Genomic DNA, 19,904 nt, shown 5'->3' on the forward strand with positions numbered 1-19,904 from the left:
GCACCTTGTATTAGCGAATCATGTCAGATTGCCCCTGTCCCGCGAGGGATGCCGGCTCTGGGGTGGCCACCCCAGAGCCGGCGGCGACTGTCGGATCGTTGGCACCTGAGCCTGTGGCCTGCGCCGCGGGCTGGTCCTGAGCAGGATCGCAGTCGCCCTCTTCATCGGACCCGGATGGTTGATTGAACGCCCGGTTCGCATCGCAAGGATGGGACGACGAAGATGGCTCACTCTAGCAAACCCCGACGCCAAGCCAAGACCGCCCCTACGAGCACACCCAAGCCCACATCCAAGGGAGCACCCAAGAGCACACCCGAGAGCAGGCCCGAAGCCGGTACGCGGCCCGTGGCCGGGATCGATGTCGGCAAGGCGTTCCTGGACATCGCCCTGCATCCGGCGCCGCCCCACGGCTCGCCCGCCAAGCCCGACAGCAAGCCCGGCAGCAAGCCGTGGCAGGTGGCCAACACCGTCGAGGGCTGGGACGCCCTGGCCGCCCAACTCACCGCCGCCGGTGTCACCTGCGTCGGTTTGGAAGCGTCAGGCGGCTACGAGCGCGGCGTCGCCGATGCCCTGCGCGCCCGCGGCTTCGAGGTCCGCCTGCACCAGCCCCTGCAGGTCAAGGCGTTCGCCGAGATGCATCTGCGCCGGGCCAAGAACGATCGGCTCGACGCCCGGCTGATCGCCGCCTTCACGGCGCTGCGGGCCGAGTACCAGGACGCCCGGGCCGCCCCCGACCCGCGCCTGCGGGCGTTTGCCGACCGCCTGGTGTTCATCGACCAGGCGATCGAGGATGCCAGCCGGGCCAAGCTGCGCCTGGAGCACCAGCTCGAACCGCGCCTGCGCCGCCAGCTGGAGGCCGATGCCCGCCGGGCCGGCGATCGCGCCGCGCGCGAACTCGCCCGCCTGGCCGCGGAGCTGCGCGCCCAGCCCGACCTGGCCGAGCGGCTCGACCTGCTGCTGTCGATCCCGGGGCTCGGCGAGAAGACCGCCCTGCGCCTGGTCGTGCAGATGCCCGAACTCGGGCGCCTGTCGCGCGAGCAGGCCGCCAGCCTGGCCGGCCTCGCCCCGTTCGACCACGACAGCGGACAGCACGCCGGCGAGCGCCACATCGCCGGCGATCGCGCCCGCGTGCGTACCGCCCTGTACACCGCCGCCCTGCCCGCGTCCTACCGCTGGAACCCCGCCCTCGTCGCCCTGCGCACCCGCCTCCAGGCCCGCGGCAAGACCCACAAGCAGGCCCTCATCGCCTGCGCCCGAAAGCTGCTGATCTACGCCAACACCGTCCTCGCCCGAGGCACGCCATGGCGTCCCGCGGCCGAGCCCGTATAACGGTTGCTCAGGATGAGGGAAAAGATAGGGATATCTGTTGTTGAGAATTGTCTTCCAGCCGAGATATCAAGATAAATCAGACTTTAAATCTTCGTATTATCTGTGAAACAGAAAATAAATCGCTCAAACGACTAATTTATTATGGATGACAATTGATGTACTCAGCCATGCACTTGGCCGGTGATCTCGTGTCGCGGATGCTGCCGGCCTACGGCGCCATCGCAGCCGGGTTCTGTGTCGGACGTCTGTCGGGTCGCGACTGGATCCGGCACCTCTCCAGCCTACTGATGTACGTCCTGATCCCGCTGGTCGTGTTCAAGAACGCCCTGGCGCTGGATTTTGGCGCGGCGATCGGCAACGTCGTCCTGTCGATGGCCTTCAGCACCATGATGGTGCTGTGCGCGGTGTTGATCGTCCCGCGCTGCAAGTCCGATGTTCCCCGCCGCCTGGCGTTCTGCGCCTTCAGCTACACCAATATCGGCTGGTTCGGCGTCCCGACCGGCTTGGCCCTGTTCGGTCCCGACAGTCTGCCCATCCTGGTGATGGCCTATGTCGGCGGGCTGATCTTCGGCAACACGGTCGGGTTCTACTGCGTGGCGCGCGATCGGTTCTCGGTCCGGACGAGCCTGTGGAAGGTCGCCACGACTCCGGCGCTGTATGCCTTCGGAGCGGGCCTCGCCGGTCAGGCGCTCGGGCTGCGCGACCTGCTGCCGCCCGGCTCGGAAGCACCGTTCCGGGTGGTGACGCTGCTCATGTCGGGCTGCGGCATGATGGTGGTCGGGCTCGGGGCCAGTCAGGTCCGCTTCACCGCCGCCGCGATCCGGGGGACGCTGAATCTGGTGATCTGGCGCCACGTCGCGTCGGTCGGCGCGATCGCGGCCGTCATCGGCCTGTTCGCCCTCATTGGAACGCCCATCGAGACGGGGAACCTGAATACGGTGCGCCTGCTCGGTCTGCTGCCGGTGGCGGGCAATGTCGTGGTCTTTGCCGCACAACTGCGCAGCGACGTGGCGGCAGCCTCCCTGATCGTCGCGCTCTCGACGGCGGTCTCGACGCTGAGCGTCCTGTGCTGGGGCGTGTTCCTCCACGGCGCGTAGGCACCTCGTCGGGCTGGAGCGGCGCCGATCGGCCATGTTTCCGGCTTGTATCCCGCGCCGACGGGCGGCATGTGTCGCCGCGGCCGGAAGGCGTTCAGGGAGATGGCGGGGCTTTGGCTCAGACAGGGGCGCGCGGTATCGCGGTCGGGCGGGACGGCTGGCTGTTCTGGGTCGGTCGCAAGAACGAACTGGTCGATCTGTACACCGAGTCCACGGCGACCCGCCGGCTGCTGCGCCGCTGGGTGCGGCTGGTCGAAGCCCGCGTCCGCCGGGCGAAAGCGCTGGGTGCGACCTACGTCCACGCGATCGTGCCGGAAAAGATCGCGATCCATGCCGACACGCTGGACCGGCCGTTTCCGAACCTGACCGACCCGCCCGGCACGCGGCTCGGACGGCTCCTGGCGGCGGAAACGCAAGCCGAATTGATCGACCTGTACGAGCCGCTGCGGGCGGCGCGGGCCGAGGGGCCGGTTTACCTGCAGACCGACACGCACTGGAACCATCGCGGCTACATCGCCGCCTACCACGCGCTGTGCGCCACGCTCGGGATCGCCCCGGCCGCGCATGTGGTCGAGGCGACCGGGCATATCGAGCGCTTCGTGTTCGACCTCGGCGGCAAGCTTAAACCGTCCGTGGACGAGGCCTATTTCGCCCACGATTTCCCGCGGCGCGCCCAACGCAGCGAGGTCAACGCGCTCGTGCAGCTGCGCGAGACCGGCCGCGTCGCCGGCCGTGGCGGTTTTTTCGTCGGATCGCGCGCCGTGATGCGCAATCCCGAAGCCGCCGATCCCCGACGCATCGTGCTGTTCGGCGATTCCTACGTGTTCGACCAGGGACCGCGGCTCACCGCCATGCTGGCCGAGAGTTTTCGCGAGGTCCACGCGATCTGGTCCGCCGAGATCGACTGGGCCTACGTCGCCGCGGTGAAGCCCGACCTCGTGGTCTACGAGATCGCCGAGCGGTTCCTGCGGCGCGTGCCGACCGACGGGTTTTCGGTCGACGCCTTCGCGGAAAGCCGGGTCCGGCGGGAGCTGAACCCCAACCTCATCGACCGGCTGCGCCGCCTGCTGCGCCTTCGTTGACGCGCCGGAATACCGAGCGGCGCGTTGTCGGGCGGCCTCTCGCCCCTATCGTTTCGATCAGAGTTTAAAGACCGGAACACGACATGGCCGACGCGCAACGCCCTTACGTCATCTGCCACATGACCACCTCGGTGGACGGTCGGATCAAGTCCCGCCGCTGGAAGAGTCTCGACGCCGACAGCCATTACGAACGCGTCCACGGCGAATTGAATGGCGATGCCTGGATGTGCGGGCGGGTGACCATGCAAGGCTACGCCGACAGCGCCGATCCTTTGCCGGAACCGATCCTCGACGACACGAGCCCGATCACGCGAGAGGATCACGTGGCGAAGAGCGGGGCGTCCAGCTACGCCGTGGCCCTCGACGCCCGGGGCCGCCTGGATTGGGGGGCCCGGAACGACATCGAGGGCGACCACATCGTGGTCGTGCTCACCGAATCCGTGCCGGACGAGCACCTGAGGGCGCTGAGGACTGGGGGCCAATCCTACCTGTTCGCCGGCGAGACAACGGTCAATTTCGCGCTGGCGGTGACCAAGCTGCGGGCGCTGTTCGGGATCGAGCGGCTCCTGGTCGAGGGCGGCGGCCACATCAACGGCTCGATGCTGAAAGCCGGCGTGATCGACGAACTCAGCCTGCTGCTCGCGCCGGCGGTCGACGGCGTGTCCGGCACGCCGGCCCTGTTCGATTTCGCCGGGGAGGAGGCCGATTCCATGGGCGGCCGCTGCAAGCTGGATCTGACGTCCTGCGAGCCGTTGTCGGGCGGCGTCGTCTGGCTGCGCTACCGCATCACGCCGGTAGTTGAGGCGGAGCCCAGGTGAGATCCGTCAGGAAGGCGTCGTAATCGGCCGTCACGTCGTCGAGCCGCTCGAAATGCGGGAAGGCGCCGGTCGGCAGGCTGACCACGCGCCAGTTCGGCCGGCCGGCGACCCGGGGCGCCAGCCGGTAATCCACGAAGTCGCCGCGGCGTCCGTGGACCATCCAGACCGGCAGACGCAGCTCTTCGTAGAGCCGCGTCGAATCGGTCGGGAACAGGTGGCCGGAGATGAAGCAATACGGGGCATGCTCGGCGCCCGGCTGATGCGCCGAGGCATAGTCGTACGCGAACAGACCCTCGTCGATATCACGCGAGCCAAACGTCTTCTGCAGGAAGAAGCGCATGCTCGGACGCGAGGCAAGCGCATCGAACAGGGGCCGGCCGAACGGTTTTCGATCCAGAAGATCCCGCACGGTATCCCGCCCACGGTGGCCGTCCGGCGGTCCGTCACCGGACAGCCGTGCGTCGAAACCCGTCGGGCTGATCAGGCCGAGGCTGCGGTAATCGTCGGGCCGTTCGAGGGCCGCGCGGGCGAGGTAGGAGCATGACAACGACAGCGCCATGGCGTCGATCGCCCCGCCCCGGTGCCGGCGGCGGATCTCGGCCACCACCGCGTTGATCGCCTCCACCATCAAGCGCGGGGTGTAGCGGCGGCGCGAGCGTTCGGAGAACCCGAAGCCCGGCAGGTCGAGCGCATAGACCGGACGGGACCTGCGGTAATGCTTGTAGAGGGGGCGAACCTCATAGGCATTCGCGGCCGCGTTGATCGAATGGATCAGCAGGAGCGGCACGCCCTCCACATCGTTCGACCCGTAGAGCGAGATCACACCGGCGCGCTCCGTCGCGAACCGGTCGTGCCGGCCGGGCAGGGCCGGCGGCAGGTCCATCTGCCGGTTCACGGCAAATCGGCTCCAGCCGACGAGGCTTCCTGCGGAACCGAGTAACGTCAGGGCCGCTGCGATCCCGTAGGATCTGGCGCGACCCTGCTTGTCCGGCTCACGACCCATCGGGCTCCCCAACCTCAGTAGGCCCCGGCCCGGACTGCGCGGTGCGCCGGTAGAGGGGAGACAGTGCCGTCGTTTCAGGATGTGTGGCCGGCCAGGCTGCCCGCGGCGACGGCCGGGGTGCGTCCGGCCGGCCGGATCGGACTGATGTCGCGGCCCGCGGCCTCGCGGAAGAAGTCCACGGTCGCCGGATCGTTGCGCCAGCCCTGAACGCGCTGCGAGACCAGGGCCTCACGCGGGCGCCGGTCGTAATTCGCGTAGGCCGCGGCCACAAATTCCGACCGTGTCATGGTGCGGGCGGGGCCCGAGCGGCGCGTCTCCGCCTTGAAGAACAGGGCGCTGCCGGGAACGCCGTAATGCGCGGCGATCTCCGGATAGACCGGCCAGCTACCCTGGCCGCCGAGATCGTCGGGCACGAACGCGTCGAGGTCGCATTCGGGAAAGGCCACGCCGGATTCGGTCAGGAGCCCGCGGGCGAGGTCGGCGACGACGTAGAGCTTGGTGTGGTTGATCGAGTGCATGAAGCAGCCCCGCCGCGCCCAGCGCGTGAGGTGCGTGTCGAGATCGTACTGCGCCTGGGCGCCGAGGCCGCGCAGGTAGGACACCGACTCGTTCCAGAGGTCGAAATAGCCCAGCCGCTCGAACACCGGCTCGGCGAACAGCCGCAAGGCCTGCGCCTGCGAGAAGCCCGCCAGATAGGCGTAGAGCGTGATCGCCGAGTGCGAATGCCCCATCGGCCCGGAGATCAGGCCGTTCAGCGAGACGGCATCCTGCACGCCGACATGGATCAGGTCGGGATGGTAGGCGCCGAACACGATGGTCGGGATCAGCCGGACCTTGGGGTGGGTCCGGAACCGGTCGATCGTGCCGCCGTCCTTGAACCGCGGCAGGTAGATGCTGGAATAGACGTGGTCGTAGCCGTCGGCATGCGCCATCAGGTCGACGAGCTTCGGGAAGCGCCGCGTCGCCGTGAAGGCCGAGACGAAATCCACCTGCGCGTCGGGCAACAGGAAGCGCAGCACCTTGGCCATGGAGCCAGCCTGGCAGACTCCGACCACCAGGATGCGGGGCGAGCCCGTCCGCTTCTTCCCGATCTGCGCGAGCCGGTGCCGCGCGCGCCAAAGGCTGTCCACCGTCAACATGCCGCTTCTCTCGCATGTCCGCGGGCGGCGGGCAAACCGGCCCAACGGCTATTGACGCGTATCGCGCGCGCGAAGCCGCGCGTGATGCAAGGCCATGACAGTCGAACGAAGTTGTCGTGCACCGGCACTGGCAGCCCGGCCGCCGCTGATCCAAGCCGGGGGCGGCAGAGCCCGGAGGATTACGATGGCCCCGACAAACGTGCCGGATGCAATCCCGGATATCGAGCGGGAGACCCTGCGCAAGGTCACCTGGCGGATCCTGCCGTTCCTGATGCTCGCCTACTTCATCGCCTTCGTCGACCGGGTGAATGCCGGCTTCGCCGCGCTGCAGATGAACCACGATATCGGCCTCTCCGCGGCGCAGTTCGGGCTGGGCGGCGGCCTGTTCTACGTGTCCTATGTGCTGTGCGAGGTGCCCAGCAACCTCGCCATGGAGCGGTTCGGCGCGCGGATCTGGATCGCCCGGATCATGATCACCTGGGGCCTCGTCTCGGCCGCCATGGCCTTCGTGGCCGGACCCACCTCCTTCTACGCCGTCCGCCTGCTGCTCGGGGCCGCCGAGGCCGGCTTCTTTCCCGGCGTGATCCTGTATCTGACCTACTGGTTCCCCCGCGCCTATCGGGGGCGGATCGTGGCCGTGTTCATGGTGGCGATCCCGATCTCGAGCTTCCTCGGCTCGCCGATCTCGGCCTCGATCCTCAACACCGACGGGATGTTGGGCTTCCGCGGCTGGCAATGGCTGTTCATCCTGGAGGCGCTCCCGGCCGTGCTGCTCGGCGTCATCGCCTTCGCGGTCCTGCCCGACGGGCCCGGCCAAGCGCGCTGGCTCACGCCGCAGCAGAGCGCCTGGCTCCAGGACCGGCTGTCCGCCGAGCGCGCCTCGGTGGTCGCGGGCGAGGGGGCGCCGGCCCGCCACCTTTCGGTTTGGCAGGTGATGCGCAACCGCTACGTGCTGGCTGCCTCGCTGATCTACGCGGGGGCCTCCGGCGCCAGCCAGTGCCTGTCGCTCTGGCAGCCGCAGATCATCAAATCGTTCGGGCTCACGAACCTGGAGACCGGGTTGCTGAACTCGATCCCGTTCGGCATCGCCTCGGTGCTGATGATCCTGTGGGGTCGCTCCTCGGACCGGAGGCAGGAACGGGTCTGGCACACGGCTTTGCCCCTCGGCCTGCTGGCGCTGAGCCTGGCGGCCTCGATCGCCACCGCGCAATTGCTGCCGACGATCCTGATCCTGTGCCTCGCCGTCACGGCCACCTACATGGTGAAAGGGCCGTTCTGGGCGCTGTCCACGGAATGGCTCTCGGCTGGTGCGGCGGCGGCCGGCATCGCGCAGATCAACGCCATCGGGAATATCGGCGGCTTTGTCGGGACATACCTGCTGGGCGTGATCAAGGACGCCACCGGCAGCTACCCGCTCGGCCTGCTGCCGCTGGTGGTGCTCTCGGCGGCCGGCTGCCTGCTGGTACTCGGGCTCGGGCGGGGCCGCCCTCAGGCTGCCGCAGCGGCACAGGCTTGAGCGCAATGCTGATTCGCACGCGGCTATCCTTTCGCGCCCGGCGCGACTCGGACGAAGGCGCCCTTCAAGCGCGATTCGTCCTGCCGGCCGGTCCTCCCACCGCTCAGACCCTCAAATTTCTGTGGTGGACCGGCACGTTACGACGAGCGCGATAGGAGCGGCGAACTTTACGATGTGATCAGTATCGCTGAAATTGCCCAATGCTGACGGATCGTGGGCGTTTTTTTCAGGTCTGCTCGAAAAATATCAGCGTCGGATTTCTGTAAGTCTCCCCACGCGCTGCGCAGCGGTCTGGCGTGTTGACATGTCAAGTCTGCGATGTGCTTATTCCTATGCTTGGAGTATGAAACTCCGGGCAGGATCTTCCTCGGCCATGATAGCCTTCGGAAGATCTGGAGCGCAGCAATGGCGCGCTTCAATTTAAAAACCCGGATTTTATATTCATATTGCAGTCGCCGTTGCGCTTGGCAATCGGTATTCGCCGTATGGCAACGTGTATTCATGCGAGTGAAGCTATTTTATGCTGCAACGGGACGCTGCCAGCTCGTACGGCTGGCAGCGTCGCAACCACGGCGTTGGAGTTGGATTGCCGACGCTTGAAATTGGGGAGGGGACGATTTTTTAATTGGTTGACTCATGAAGAAAAACAATACTGACTTGATATTTTATATGAGAATAGGTGCCGCAGTACTTCGTTGAGGTGCGATTTTATGTGGAATGTCGTCAGACCAAGCACTTGGAGCTCGTGAGATGTTTGCTATCAGTCCTGTCGCGTCTACGTCCGTCACCGCATTGAGGCCTCTCCAGGTCGATGCGCCGGAGCGGGTCGCGTCGGTGATAGCCAGCGTGCTTCCCGTGCCGGTGGCGCTGGATCCGAGGACGAATTACACCCTCTCGACCCAGGCGGCCGATGCCGTGCTGTCTCTTGTCCAGGTGAAGGCGCCCACACAGGATACGCTCGCGCTTCTCCCGCAACAGGTGGAGACTCCGCCGGTCTATGATGCCGAGAACGCGACACAGCCCAAGCTCGCCGGCGATACGCGCCCGGATGGGAGCGCGAACGGCGACGTAACTTCGGCACCCCCAATTTCTAACGGTCGAACCACGACCGCAGGTTTCGAATCATCGACGGTCGAACCGAAGACCGCCCAGCAGGCCAAGCACGCTGCTGAATGGGAGGCGTATCTTTATAAGATTACGCATGTCGACAGCAATGTCATGAATGCGATCAGTTTCTATCTGATGGCCAACGATGCCAATTATCGGGATTTCAAGAACGAACATCCTAGTGTCGATATTCATTGGATCAACGTCGATAATAAAAAGATCGTCTATCTCTGGCCGAGGATAACCGACAAGTGGTTTCCTGAGGTGGTCTGACGAACTTTTCGTGTTTGATCAACAGCGGGTTGAACGTGCTGCGACGATGCGAAGGTTTGGTCCTGTTCCGGACGTGATCGAACGGCGTTTGTCCGTCGGGGGCCACGGACCCAGGGCTATCGGCCTCCTGTAATCGCAGTTTCGGCGGCGATCAGACCGAGACCGATCGGGATCACAGAACCGGCAGCAGGCTCCGGATATGGGCCGCGAAGGCGCGGGTGAGCGGCGAGGCGTGCCGCTCCTCGAGCCGGACCACGAGGCCGATCTTCGGCAGGGTGGGTAAGCCGGCGGTGCGGGCGAGGATGCGCAGGTCCCTCGGTACCGCCGCCTGGGTGAGCACCGCGATCGCCTGCCCGGAGCGCACCACCGCGAGAAGACCCGAGAGGCTGCCGCTGGCATAGGCGATCCGGTAGTTGCGCCCGGCCTGAGACAGGGCCTCAAGCGCCGCGCGATGGTCGAGCGTATCCGGATCGCCCAGCGCGAGGCGGAGCGGGTCCGGCCAGTCGGTCCCACCGTCCTTGGCACCGACCCAGACGAGCGCCTCGCGGCGCAGGATCGCCCGCTCGGCATCGAGCGGGACCGACACCAGCGCCAGATCGAGGCCGCCGCGTTCGTACCGGCTCACGAGCCGGGGCGTCGCGGCGCAGACCACCTCGATCACCACGGCCGGATGGAGCTGGGCGAAGCTGCGCAGCAGCGCCGGCAGGAAGGCATCGGCGTAATCGTCCGGGCAGCCGAAGCGCAGCGTCCCGTCCAGGCGCCCGCCGGAGAGTTTCGCCAGGGCGTCGTCGTGTGAGGCCAGGATCCGGCGCGCATGGACCAACAGGCGCTCGCCATGGACCGTCAGGACCACGCCGCGCCCGGTCCGGGTCAGGAGAGGCTGACCGACGATGTCCTCCAGGCGCTTCATCTGCATGCTGAGCGCGGCCTGGCTGCGCCCGACCCGCTCCGCTGCCCGGCTCAGAGCACCGCTCTCGGCGACGTGGGCGAAGCTGCGCAGCAGGTCGATATCCAGGCTGACAGCCATCAGAAATCCTGAAGCCTCGGTTCAGATCTATAAGCTACCGTGACGGCGCGTCCGTCCCTAGCATGGCCTGACCTTCGACGGAGCCGAGGCAGCCATGACGCGGAACGCAGACCCCGATTTCTGGACCCGGGCGCGCCGGCATCTCGTGCGCTACGGCGGGACCTTCGCGCCGCTGATCATCGAGCGCGCGCAGGGCAGCTTCGTCTACGATGCCGACGGCCGCGCCATCCTCGATTTCACCTCCGGCCAGATGAGCGCCATCCTGGGCCACGGTCATCCTGAGATCGCCGCCGTGGTGGCCGATCACGCGGCGCAGCTCGACCACCTGTTCAGCGGCATGCTGACCCGCCCGGTGGTCGACCTCGCCACGGAGCTGGCCCGCCTGGCACCGGGCGATCTTGAGCGCGCGATGCTGCTCACCACCGGCGGCGAAGCCAACGAGGCGGCCCTGCGCATGGCCAAGCTCGCCACCGGAGGCTGGGAGGTGGTGAGCTTCGCCCAGTCCTGGCATGGCATGACCGCGGGGGCCGCTGCGGCGACCTACAGCGCCGGCCGCAAGGGCTACGGCCCGGCTGCAATCGGCTCCTTCGCGATCCCGGTCCCGAACGCCTATCGGCCGGCGTTCGTGACGGATGGCGCCGCGGATTGGCAGGCCGAGCTGAACTACGCCTTCGCGCTGATCGACCAGCAATCCACCGGCAACCTCGCGGCCTTCCTGGCCGAGCCGATCCTGAGCTCGGGCGGCATCATCGAACTGCCCCTCGGCTATCTCGCCGCCCTGAAGCGCAAATGCGTCGCGCGGGGCATGCTGCTGATCCTCGATGAGGCCCAGACCGGTATCGGCCGCACCGGCCTGATGTTCGCCTGCGAGCGCGACGGCGTCGTGCCGGACATCCTGACCCTGTCGAAGACCCTGGGCGCCGGCCTGCCGCTCGCCGCCCTCGTCACCACGGCCGAGATCGAGGAACGCTGCCACGCCCGCGGCTTCCTGTTCTACACGACCCACGTCTCCGACCCGCTCCCGGCGGCGGTGGGCCTGAAGGTGCTGGAGATCGTCCAGCGCGACGGGCTCGCCGCCCGGGCCGCGGAAGCGGGCGAGCGGCTATCGGCGCGGCTGCGGGCGCTGCAGCAGCGCTTCGCCTGCATCGGCGATCTGCGCGGTCGCGGGCTGCTGCAGGGCATGGAGATCGTGGCGGATCGCCGGACCAAGGTCCCGGCCCCGGAACTCGGGGACGCGATCACCCGGCGCTGCCTGGAACTCGGCCTCAGCATGAACATCGTGCAGCTGCCGGGCATGGGCGGCGTCTTCCGCATCGCCCCGCCGCTGACCGTCTCCGACGCCGAGATCGATCAGGGCGTAGACATCCTGGAGCGTGCTCTCGAAGCCTCGGTATAACGAGCCCAAGACCGGGATCCCAAAGGGCAAGCCCTTTGGCGGGGTTCGGGGCAAGATTTCAGGGCTTGGCCCCTGAGATGCCACGGCTCCGCCCTGGACCCGCAAAAGGTCGGAGACCTTTTGAAAGCAGGACTTTCGTGATCAGTCCTGGAAGCAACGCCTCAGGCCGCCTCGATCTCTTCGCTGACCATCAGCCATTCTTCCTCGGCGGCGGCCAGGGCGCTCGCGGCGTCCGCGCGCATCTTGGCGATCTCGCCAGCCTTGGCGGCGTTCTCCCGGAAGGCCGAGCCGTCCTCCAGCGCCGCGTCGATCTTCTGGATCGCTGCTGTGAGCTTGGCCATGCGCGCCTCGATCCCGTCGAGCTTCTTCCGCAACGGGGCGAGGGCGGCGCGGCGCTCGACGCCGGCCCGGCGGGCCTCGGCCTTCTGGCCGCCCGCGGGCTCCACGTCGCGCGTCTCCTCGCGCTCGGGGCCGGACAGGACGAAGCGGCGGTAATCGTCCATGTCGCCGTCGAAGGTTTTTACCGTGCCGTCGGCCACCAGCCACAGCCGGTCGGCGCAGGCCTCGACCAGGAACCGGTCGTGGCTCACCAGGATGACGGCGCCCTCGTAGTCGTTGATCGCCTCGACCAGGGCCTGGCGGCTCTCGATATCGAGGTGGTTGGTCGGCTCGTCGAGGATCAGCAGGTGCGGGCCGTGGAAGGCCGCGAGCCCCATCAGCAGCCGCGCCTTCTCGCCGCCGGAGAGTTTTTCCACCGGCGTGTCGGCCTTGTTGGCGCCGAAGCCGAGCCGGGCGGTGGCCGAGCGCACCTTCGCCTCCGGCACGTCCGGCATCAGCGTGCGGACATGCGCGTAGGCGCTCTCGGCGGGGCGCAGCTCGTCGAGCTGGTGCTGGGCGAAGTAGGCCACCTCCATCTTGGAGGAGCGCCGGACCTCGCCGCCGATCGGCCCCATCCGGCCGCCGATCAACTTGCAGAAGGTCGACTTGCCGTTGCCGTTGGCGCCGAGCAGCGCGACGCGGTCGTCGGGCGCCAGGCTGAGGTCGAGCCCGCTGAGCACGATGCGGTCGCCGTAGCCGGCCTTGACCCGCTCCATGGAGACGATCGGCGGCGACAGGGGCTTTTCCGGGCTCGGCAGGTGGATCACCGGCACGTCGTCCTCGATCAGGGCCGCGATCGGCTCCATCTTGGCGAGCCGCTTCACGCGCGACTGGGCCTGGCGCGCCTTGGTCGCCTTCGCCTTGAACCGGTCGATGAAGCTCTGGAGATGCGCCCGCTCGGCATCCTGCTTCACCTTGGCCTTGGCGAGCAGCATGCGCTTCTCGGAGAGCTGCTTGGCGAAGCTGGTGTAACCGCCGCGGTAGATCGTCAGCTTGCCGCGGTCGAGATGCAGGATGTGATCGACGCTGGTGTCGAGCAGGTCGCGGTCGTGGCTGATGATGATCGCGGTGCGCGGGTAGCGCTCCAGATAGTCGTAGAGCCAGAGCGTGCCCTCGATGTCGAGGTAGTTGGTCGGCTCGTCCAGCAGCAGCAGGTCGGGCTCGGAGAACAGCACGGCGGCGAGCGCCACGCGCATCCGCCAGCCACCGGAGAAGTCCGCGCAGGGCCGCGCCTGCGCGGCCGCATCGAAGCCGAGGCCGTGCAGGATCGCGGCGGCCCGCGCCGGCGCCGAGTGGGCGCCGATATCGACCAGCCGGGTCTCGATCTCGGCCCGGCGCAGGCCGTCGGCGTGCTCGGCCTCGGCCATCAGCCTGGCGCGCTCGGTGTCGGCGGCGAGCACCACCGCGTGCAGCGTCTCCGGTCCGGCCGGCGCCTCCTGGGCGACCGCGCCGATGCGCATGCCCTTGGGCAGCGAGACCGATTTCGCGTCCACGGGCAGGTCGCCGAGGATCGCCTTGAACAGCGTCGTCTTGCCGGCGCCGTTGCGCCCGACGAGACCCACGCGCGCGCCCTCGGGGATCGAGAAATTCGCGGCGTCGAGGATCAGGCGATCGCCGATGCGGTAGGTGAGGTCATGGACGCGCAGCATGGCGGCGTTCTGGCCGTCCGCGCCCGGGGAGGCAAGCGCCCTGTCGGCTTCCTCGCACGTTGCCCGGCCGGGCAAGAAGACGCGCCAGGGGAGCCTTCATGGCTGCGCTGAAACGCGTGATCGAAAGCAGTCGCTTTAACGGAATTGCATCATTCTCGGTCGAATATAGGACACTTCTTCGGTGCCGGCGCCGCGGATAGTGTTCAGCCCGCTCGATGGCCGATGCCGGAAAGCCGGAGTTTCGCGGTTGCGGAGCGGCGCCGTGAAGGCGGGTCCGCTACGTTGTGCGCCCATCAAGGGGGCGTGTGGTGGGAGAGGCGCTTTGGGTCGCACAGTGATCCTGACCGATGATCTCAGTCGTGGCGAGCGCCTGGTGCGCAACCTCGGTGGCGGTCCCGGCCTCGTCCTCTACGATCTCTACGGCGATGCGGAGCCGCCCCCGGGCGCTGCGCTGGTGATCAGCGACGTGAGCGCGCTGACCTCGGATGCCGTCTTCCGGCTGCGCCGGGCGCTCGCCGTCGCGCGCGACAGGACCACGCCGTTCCTCGCGCTGATCCACGGCAATCTCGGGCGCGGCGAGATCCAGGCGACCGCCCTCGGGGCCACGCGGATCCTTCCGGCCTCCGCCGCGAACGCAATGCTCGTCAACGCGGTCTCAGCGCTCAGCAAGCCGGGACCCGAGCGCGAAGACGGTGGCGACCTGCAACGCTGCGCCGAGGAGGCGCGGTCCGCCTTCGCGGCAATCTTCCACGGAGACACGGCGCCGGCCGCCGCGATCGTCGATGCCGGCACCACCATCGTGAACCGGGCGATCCGCGAATCGAAGGTCCGCGACTGGCTGAACGTGGTCGCCGGCTTCGACGACGTGACGCATCGCCATTGCCTGACGGTCGCCGGCCTGGCCGCGGCCTTCGCCCAGAGCCTGGGCCTCAACGAGGTCGACGCCCATCACCTGACCAAGGGCGCGCTGCTGCACGATATCGGCAAGTCGAAAATTCCGCTGGCGATCCTCAACAAGCCGGCGCCGCTGACCCCGGCGGAGCGGATCGAGATGGATCGGCATCCGGGGATCGGCCATGCCATGCTGATCGACGGCGATTACGACGCCGGGACGCTCGCCGTCGTCCGCTCGCACCATGAATATCTCGACGGGTCGGGCTATCCGGACGGCCTTCGAGCCGCGCAGATCCCCGACCTCGTCCGGCTGATCACGATCTGCGATATCTTCGCGGCGCTGATCGAGGCCCGACCCTACAAGGCACCGAAGTCGATCCGAGAAGCCTATGCGATCCTGACGGCGATGGGCCCGAAGCTCGATGCCGATCTCCTCCGCGCCTTCCGCCAGGTGGCGATGGCCTGCGAGCAGCCTGGCCAGCGGCTGTCGGCCTGAGCCGGCGCCGTCAGATCAGCTCCCAGGCCGCTCTCTCGCGCATCAACGCGCCGACCAGGGCGTGATTCAACTCGTGCCCGGTATGGAAGGCCACCACCCGGCCCTCGACCGGGTGTCCCGCCAGCATCAGATCGCCGACGAGGTCCAGGACCCTGTGGCGGACCGGCTCATTCGGGACGCGCATCCCGCCGAGGACGCTCCCCCGCCAGAGCAGCGCCGCCGAGCGCGGCGACACCCCCTGCAGGAAGTCCCGGCCCGTGGCGTAGCCGTAGGCGCGGCCGGCCATGGCCCGAAGATACCGGCCGAAGCTGCGCGCGGGCGCGATCTCCCGCAGGAAGCTGTCCGGCGTGATGGCGCCGGCCCAGTCGATCGCGCCGAAATGGGCGAGCGCGACATGGCCGGTCACGTGGAGTCCCGCGCCCGGCCCGATCTGGATCCGGCGTCGTCCGTCCTCGACGGCGATCGTCCGGCGCATCCGGATCACCCGGCAGGGGAAGGGCTGCTCGACCCGGCCCACCCGTCGGATCGCATCGCACCAGGGCAGCGCACTGCCGTCGAAGATCGGCAGCTCGTCGGCGTCGATCTCGGCCAGCACGTTGTCGATCCGGAGCGCGTGCAGAGACGCCATCAGGTGCTCGATCGTGCGCACCAATGCGCCCTCGCGCCGGATCGCCGTCGAGAGCGGCTGCGAGTCCCGATATTGCCAGAGCGCGGGCACGTCGATGGTGCGCCCAGTCTCCAGGCGGCGCCGAAAGACAATGCCGTGCCCTGCGGGCGCCGGGCAGACCCGGACGGTGGCATAGCGGCCCGAATGCAAGCTATGGCCGGACCGCTCGAACGCATCGGCCAATGTCGCCTGACACCGGCCGATCGGCACGACCGGGCCGGAATTCAAAGCTGCAATGTCGAACTCTTGGTGCATCGGGAATCGTCGGGCGCTGCGGCGCGGGAAATTATCCCTCTGCACCGATCCACGCTAATAAACTCCTGTTCAGCCAAGCGCGGCTTGACCGGCCAGCGCGTGACCGTCACGATCGATCCCGCCTCATCGATCGAGCGCGGCCGGATCGGTGCGCGGCTCCGAGATGCGGGCTGCTCCCGTCCCAAGTGTTGCTGGCCCAGAGTTGCTGGTCGGCCCCGTCAGGGCAGGGACGGGGGCCGGGGCCGAAGGGACAGGATCGATGGCGCGGTTGGGGACGATACCCTTCTTCAAGGATCCGGGCATCGAGCTCGGTCCATTCGAGACCCGCTGCCACTGGCGCCGCTTCGACGAGAACGAGGTGCTGGTCGACTTCGACGACATCTCCACGGACGTCTACTTCATCGCCTCGGGCGAGGTCCGCATCCTGAACCGGACCCAGTCCGGCAAGGAGGTGATCCTCGGCGAGATGCGCGGCGGGGCCTTCTTCGGCGAGCTCGCCGCCATCGACGGCATCGGCCGCTCGGCCAACGTCACGGCGCTCACCCGCGGCGAAGTCTGCGTGGTCCCGGCCACCGTGTTCCGCCAGATGGTGTTCGCTTCCGAGGCCATCGCCGACCGGCTGTTCCGGCTGCTGGCGAAGCGCGTGCGTGAACTCAACACCCGGCTCATGGAGCACGCGCTCCTCGACCTGAAGCACCGGCTCTACGCCGAACTGCTGCGCCTCTCGGTCCCGAGATCGGGCACGTCGGGCGAGCGGGTCGTGTCGCCGCCGCCCTATCACCACGTGCTGGCCGCCCGGATCGGCTGCCGCCGCGAGCAGGTCACCCGCGAGTTTACCGCGATGGCGGCCGAGGGGCTGGTCGATCGCACGCGCGGTGCCCTGGTCCTGCGCCGGCCCGACCTGCTCGAAGCGCGCGTGGCCGAGGCGCTGCGCGAGGATTCCTGAGGCCTTGCCGGACGCACCCGCGCTGCGCCTGCGCCTGGAGGATCTGACCAAGCGCTTCGGCACGCATGTCGCCGTCGATGCGGTGAACCTCGACTTGGAGCCCGGGGAGTTCTTCTGCCTGCTCGGGCCGTCCGGCTGCGGGAAGAGCACCCTGCTGCGCATGATCGCGGGCTTCGAGACACCGAGCTCCGGCCGTGTGCGCCTGGGCGAGCAGGACCTGACCGCCCTGCCGCCGCATCGGCGGCCGGTGAACATGATGGTCCAGTCCTACGCCCTGTTCCCGCATATGAGCGTGGCCGGCAATGTCGGCTACGGCCTGAAGGGTCTGGGCCGGGCCGCCGCGTCCGCCCGGGTGGCGGAGCTGCTGCGCCTCGTCCGCCTGGACGGGTTCGGGGATCGCCGCCCCGACACGCTGTCGGGCGGGCAGCGCCAGCGGGTGGCACTTGCCCGGGCGCTCGCCCGCGAACCGAAATTGCTGCTCTTGGACGAGCCCCTCGGCGCCCTCGACCGCGGCCTGCGCGAGGAGACCCAGACCGAGTTGCGCGCCGTGCAGCGCCGTCTGGGCACCGCCTTCGTGGTGGTGACCCACGATCCCGAGGAGGCGATGATGCTCGCCGACCGCATCGGCGTGATGGAGGCCGGCCGGCTTACCCAGGTCGGGCCCGCGGCCGAGCTGTACCGGCGCCCAGCCAGCCGCTTCGTGGCGGGCCTGCTCGGCGACGTGAATCTCATCCCCGGCCGGCTCGGACCCGTCGAGCCCGGCGACAGCCGCGCGGTGCAGACCGCACATGGGACGATCCGCGGTTCCGCGACGGTGCTGCCGGACGGCGCGTCAGTGGTCGTCGCGGTGCGCCCGGAAGACCTCGTCGTCGGCACCGACGGGCTGCCGGTGACGCTCGCCGATACGGTTTTCTTGGGCGACCGCCTGCGCCGGACTCTGCGCCTGCCGGATGGCACCGTGTTGCGGTCGAGCGGGCGGCCGGGCGACGCGCGCGATGCCGTGGGTTCAGAGACCCGTGCCGGCTTCGCCGCCGCGGACGCCGTGATCCTGCCGGCATGAGGGGCACGGTGCCGGGAAAACGTCTGTTCGACCGGCTGGTGCGCCTGCCGCCGTTCCTGTGGCTGACGGCGTTCTTCCTGCTGCCCTTCGCGATCACCTTGAAGATCAGCCTGTCGGAACCGGCGACCGCGATCCCGCCCTACCTGCCGGTGCTCGATTGGCAGGGCGGGCTCGACGGCTGGTCGAGCTTCCTCGAAGCCCTGAACCTCGACAATTACACGACGCTCGCCGCCGACACGCTCTATCGCGACGCCGCCCTCGGCTCGCTCGGCTACGCGCTGGCCGCCAGCCTGATCCTGGTCGCCCTCGGCACGCCGCTCGCCTACGCGCTGGCCCGGTCTCCGTCCCGCTGGCAACCGCTCCTCGTCGCCCTGGTGGTGGTGCCGTTCTGGACGAGCTTTCTGATCCGGGTCTACGCCTGGATCGCGATCCTCAAGCCCGAGGGCCTGCTGAACCTGATCCTGCGCCGGCTCGGTCTGATCACCGAGCCGCTGATCATCCTGAACACCGACGCCGCGGTGATCATCGGGCTGGTCTACGCCTACCTGCCCTTCATGGTCCTGCCGCTCTACGCGGTGATGAACCGCCTCGACCCGGCGCTACGCGAGGCCGCGGCCGATCTCGGCGCCTCGCCGACCCGGGTGTTCTGGACCGTGACCCTACCGCTCAGCCTGCCCGGGATCGCGGCCGGGGCCGGCCTCTGCTTCATCCCGATGGTCGGCGAGTTCGTGATCCCGGACCTGCTCGGTGGATCCGAGACCCTGATGCTCGGCCGGGTGCTGTGGAGCGAGTTCTTCTCGAACCGCGACTGGCCGCTCGCCTCGGCGGTGGCGGTGCTGATCCTCGCGATCATCATCGGCCCGGTGGTGCTGTTCCGCGACAGCCTGCGCGCTGGCGAGGAGGGCCGCCCGTGACTTGGGTGACCCGCACCGCCCTCGTGCTCGGACTCGGCTTCCTCTACGCGCCGATCCTGGTGCTGATCGCCTACTCGTTCAACGCCTCGAGCCTGGTCACCGTCTGGGGCGGATTCTCGACGAAGTGGTACAGCGCACTGCTGGCCGATGCGCCGCTGATGGCGGCGGCCTGGGTGTCCTTGAGGGTCGCGCTGCTGGCGAGCCTGATCGCCACAATCCTCGGGACCCTCGCGGCGCTGGCTCTGGAGCGCCACGGCCGCTTCCGCGGACGGGCGCTGTTCACCGGGCTGATCTTCGGGCCGATGGTGATGCCGGAGGTGATGATCGGCCTGTCGCTCCTCCTGATGTTCATCGGCATCGGGATCGACCGGGGCATCGCCACGATCGTGATCGCGCATGCCACCTTCTGCACCGGCTTCGTCGCCGTCGTCGTGGCGGCGCGCCTGCGCGGGCTTGACCGCGGCCTCGAAGAGGCGGCCGCCGATCTCGGCGCGGGGCCGATGCGGGTGTTCCTCACCATCACGCTGCCGCTTCTCGCGCCGGCGGTGCTCGCCGGCGCGCTGCTGGCCTTCACCCTGTCGCTCGACGACCTCGTCATCGCGAGTTTCGTCTCGGGCCCGGGCTCGACCACCCTGCCGATGCGGCTCTACGGCCAGGTCCGGCTCGGGGTGAACCCGGAGATCAACGCCGCCTCGACGCTCCTGGTGGTGCTGGTCAGCGCCTTCGTGCTGCTGGCGTCATGGCTGACCGTCCGGCGCTCGCGCGCCTGAGGCGGTTTTCATCCGGTTCGGACCCGACCCCTCATACATGACGTGCGCTCGCGCACGCAGCCACGCTTCCTCTGACCATACTCTCGCG

Annotated in this window: 17 protein-coding genes; 12 read left to right on the plus strand and 5 right to left on the minus strand. The window is 68.3% G+C overall.

All coding sequences use genetic code 11. The features are described 5' to 3' along the window. The first annotated feature begins 345 nt into the window (after positions 1-345). From MKK67_RS13500 to MKK67_RS13515, 4 genes are all read left to right on the plus strand, one after another. Positions 346-1,329 carry an IS110 family transposase gene (locus tag MKK67_RS13500; protein WP_243965531.1) on the plus strand — a complete coding sequence of 328 codons (984 nt, stop codon included), beginning with the start codon at positions 346-348 and terminating at the stop codon, positions 1,327-1,329. Between the two features lie 155 nt (positions 1,330-1,484). Continuing rightward, on the plus strand, positions 1,485-2,426 hold the full coding sequence (locus MKK67_RS13505; RefSeq protein ID WP_243965532.1) for an AEC family transporter: 942 nt from the start codon (positions 1,485-1,487) through the stop codon (positions 2,424-2,426). A gap of 113 nt (positions 2,427-2,539) precedes the next feature. Then, positions 2,540-3,508 (plus strand): alginate O-acetyltransferase AlgX-related protein, encoded by a 969-nt coding sequence (locus tag MKK67_RS13510; RefSeq protein WP_243965533.1) that lies wholly within the window; start codon positions 2,540-2,542, stop codon positions 3,506-3,508. Between the two features lie 83 nt (positions 3,509-3,591). Then, positions 3,592-4,326: a dihydrofolate reductase family protein gene (locus tag MKK67_RS13515; protein WP_243965534.1), complete on the plus strand. Its 735-nt coding sequence runs from the start codon at positions 3,592-3,594 to the stop codon at positions 4,324-4,326. Here MKK67_RS13515 and MKK67_RS13520 read toward each other — a convergent pair. Beyond that, entirely contained in the window at positions 4,295-5,329 is a 1,035-nt protein-coding gene (locus tag MKK67_RS13520) for an alpha/beta fold hydrolase (protein WP_243965536.1), read from the minus strand. The two genes, MKK67_RS13515 and MKK67_RS13520, sit on opposite strands and share 32 nt — an antisense overlap. A gap of 74 nt (positions 5,330-5,403) precedes the next feature. Beyond that, positions 5,404-6,468 carry a WcbI family polysaccharide biosynthesis putative acetyltransferase gene (locus MKK67_RS13525; protein ID WP_243965537.1) on the minus strand — a complete coding sequence of 355 codons (1,065 nt, stop codon included), beginning with the start codon at positions 6,466-6,468 and terminating at the stop codon, positions 5,404-5,406. Positions 6,469-6,652: 184 nt separating this feature from the next. On the opposite strand from MKK67_RS13525, the gene MKK67_RS13530 reads away from it, so the two are divergent. Further along, the gene (locus tag MKK67_RS13530; protein ID WP_243965538.1) at positions 6,653-7,984 is read left to right on the plus strand and encodes an MFS transporter; all 1,332 of its coding nucleotides are present in this window, start codon (positions 6,653-6,655) and stop codon (positions 7,982-7,984) included. A 750-nt stretch (positions 7,985-8,734) separates the two neighbouring features. Next, complete coding sequence (locus tag MKK67_RS13535; RefSeq protein WP_243965539.1) at positions 8,735-9,364, plus strand: hypothetical protein; 630 nt, start codon at positions 8,735-8,737, stop codon at positions 9,362-9,364. Between the two features lie 172 nt (positions 9,365-9,536). Here MKK67_RS13535 and MKK67_RS13540 read toward each other — a convergent pair whose 3' ends face one another. Beyond that, complete coding sequence (locus tag MKK67_RS13540) at positions 9,537-10,391, minus strand: LysR family transcriptional regulator (RefSeq protein ID WP_243965540.1); 855 nt, start codon at positions 10,389-10,391, stop codon at positions 9,537-9,539. Between the two features lie 94 nt (positions 10,392-10,485). Between MKK67_RS13540 and MKK67_RS13545 the strand changes: the two genes are divergently transcribed. Then, positions 10,486-11,787, plus strand: a complete 1,302-nt coding sequence (locus MKK67_RS13545) for an aspartate aminotransferase family protein (protein ID WP_243965541.1) — start codon at positions 10,486-10,488, stop codon at positions 11,785-11,787. Between the two features lie 161 nt (positions 11,788-11,948). Here MKK67_RS13545 and MKK67_RS13550 read toward each other — a convergent pair whose 3' ends face one another. Continuing rightward, complete coding sequence (locus tag MKK67_RS13550) at positions 11,949-13,814, minus strand: ABC-F family ATP-binding cassette domain-containing protein (protein ID WP_243965542.1); 1,866 nt, start codon at positions 13,812-13,814, stop codon at positions 11,949-11,951. Positions 13,815-14,136: 322 nt separating this feature from the next. On the opposite strand from MKK67_RS13550, the gene MKK67_RS13555 reads away from it, so the two are divergent. Beyond that, on the plus strand, positions 14,137-15,204 hold the full coding sequence (locus tag MKK67_RS13555) for an HD-GYP domain-containing protein (RefSeq protein ID WP_243965543.1): 1,068 nt from the start codon (positions 14,137-14,139) through the stop codon (positions 15,202-15,204). Between the two features lie 10 nt (positions 15,205-15,214). On the opposite strand, the gene MKK67_RS13560 is transcribed toward MKK67_RS13555, so the two are convergent. Further along, on the minus strand, positions 15,215-16,126 hold the full coding sequence (locus MKK67_RS13560; protein ID WP_243965545.1) for a UDP-3-O-acyl-N-acetylglucosamine deacetylase: 912 nt from the start codon (positions 16,124-16,126) through the stop codon (positions 15,215-15,217). A gap of 259 nt (positions 16,127-16,385) precedes the next feature. Here MKK67_RS13560 and MKK67_RS13565 point away from each other — a divergent pair, with 259 nt between their 5' ends. Genes MKK67_RS13565 through MKK67_RS13580 form a run of 4 tightly spaced genes read left to right on the plus strand, consistent with a single transcriptional unit; the run spans position 16,386 to position 19,816 of the window. After that, entirely contained in the window at positions 16,386-17,072 is a 687-nt protein-coding gene (locus MKK67_RS13565) for a Crp/Fnr family transcriptional regulator (RefSeq protein ID WP_243965547.1), read from the plus strand. Between the two features lie 4 nt (positions 17,073-17,076). Next, on the plus strand, positions 17,077-18,132 hold the full coding sequence (locus MKK67_RS13570; RefSeq protein WP_243965548.1) for an ABC transporter ATP-binding protein: 1,056 nt from the start codon (positions 17,077-17,079) through the stop codon (positions 18,130-18,132). Further along, positions 18,129-19,046, plus strand: a complete 918-nt coding sequence (locus MKK67_RS13575; RefSeq protein ID WP_243965549.1) for an ABC transporter permease — start codon at positions 18,129-18,131, stop codon at positions 19,044-19,046. Before MKK67_RS13570 ends, MKK67_RS13575 begins: the two co-directional genes overlap by 4 nt. Then, a complete protein-coding gene (locus tag MKK67_RS13580) occupies positions 19,043-19,816 on the plus strand; it encodes an ABC transporter permease (RefSeq protein WP_243965550.1) in 774 nt (257 codons plus the stop codon). The genes MKK67_RS13575 and MKK67_RS13580 overlap by 4 nt, the downstream gene beginning before the upstream one ends. Positions 19,817-19,904 lie beyond the last annotated feature (88 nt).

Origin of the sequence: Methylobacterium sp. J-072 (genome assembly GCF_022829425.1) — a bacterium.
Taxonomy (GTDB): Bacteria; Pseudomonadota; Alphaproteobacteria; order Rhizobiales; family Beijerinckiaceae; genus Methylobacterium.

What these genes read in the sequence shown, in the direction of transcription:
- MKK67_RS13505 (WP_243965532.1), top strand. Translation starts at nt 1,485, where the DNA reads ATGTACTCAGCCATGCACTTGGCCGGTGATCTCGTGTCGCGGATGCTG.
- MKK67_RS13515 (WP_243965534.1), top strand. Translation starts at nt 3,592, where the DNA reads ATGGCCGACGCGCAACGCCCTTACGTCATCTGCCACATGACCACCTCG.
- MKK67_RS13520 (WP_243965536.1), bottom strand. Translation starts at nt 5,329, where the DNA reads ATGGGTCGTGAGCCGGACAAGCAGGGTCGCGCCAGATCCTACGGGATC.
- MKK67_RS13525 (WP_243965537.1), bottom strand. Translation starts at nt 6,468, where the DNA reads ATGTTGACGGTGGACAGCCTTTGGCGCGCGCGGCACCGGCTCGCGCAG.
- MKK67_RS13530 (WP_243965538.1), top strand. Translation starts at nt 6,653, where the DNA reads ATGGCCCCGACAAACGTGCCGGATGCAATCCCGGATATCGAGCGGGAG.
- MKK67_RS13535 (WP_243965539.1), top strand. Translation starts at nt 8,735, where the DNA reads ATGTTTGCTATCAGTCCTGTCGCGTCTACGTCCGTCACCGCATTGAGG.
- MKK67_RS13540 (WP_243965540.1), bottom strand. Translation starts at nt 10,391, where the DNA reads ATGGCTGTCAGCCTGGATATCGACCTGCTGCGCAGCTTCGCCCACGTC.
- MKK67_RS13545 (WP_243965541.1), top strand. Translation starts at nt 10,486, where the DNA reads ATGACGCGGAACGCAGACCCCGATTTCTGGACCCGGGCGCGCCGGCAT.
- MKK67_RS13550 (WP_243965542.1), bottom strand. Translation starts at nt 13,814, where the DNA reads ATGCTGCGCGTCCATGACCTCACCTACCGCATCGGCGATCGCCTGATC.
- MKK67_RS13560 (WP_243965545.1), bottom strand. Translation starts at nt 16,126, where the DNA reads ATGCACCAAGAGTTCGACATTGCAGCTTTGAATTCCGGCCCGGTCGTG.
- MKK67_RS13565 (WP_243965547.1), top strand. Translation starts at nt 16,386, where the DNA reads ATGGCGCGGTTGGGGACGATACCCTTCTTCAAGGATCCGGGCATCGAG.
- MKK67_RS13575 (WP_243965549.1), top strand. Translation starts at nt 18,129, where the DNA reads ATGAGGGGCACGGTGCCGGGAAAACGTCTGTTCGACCGGCTGGTGCGC.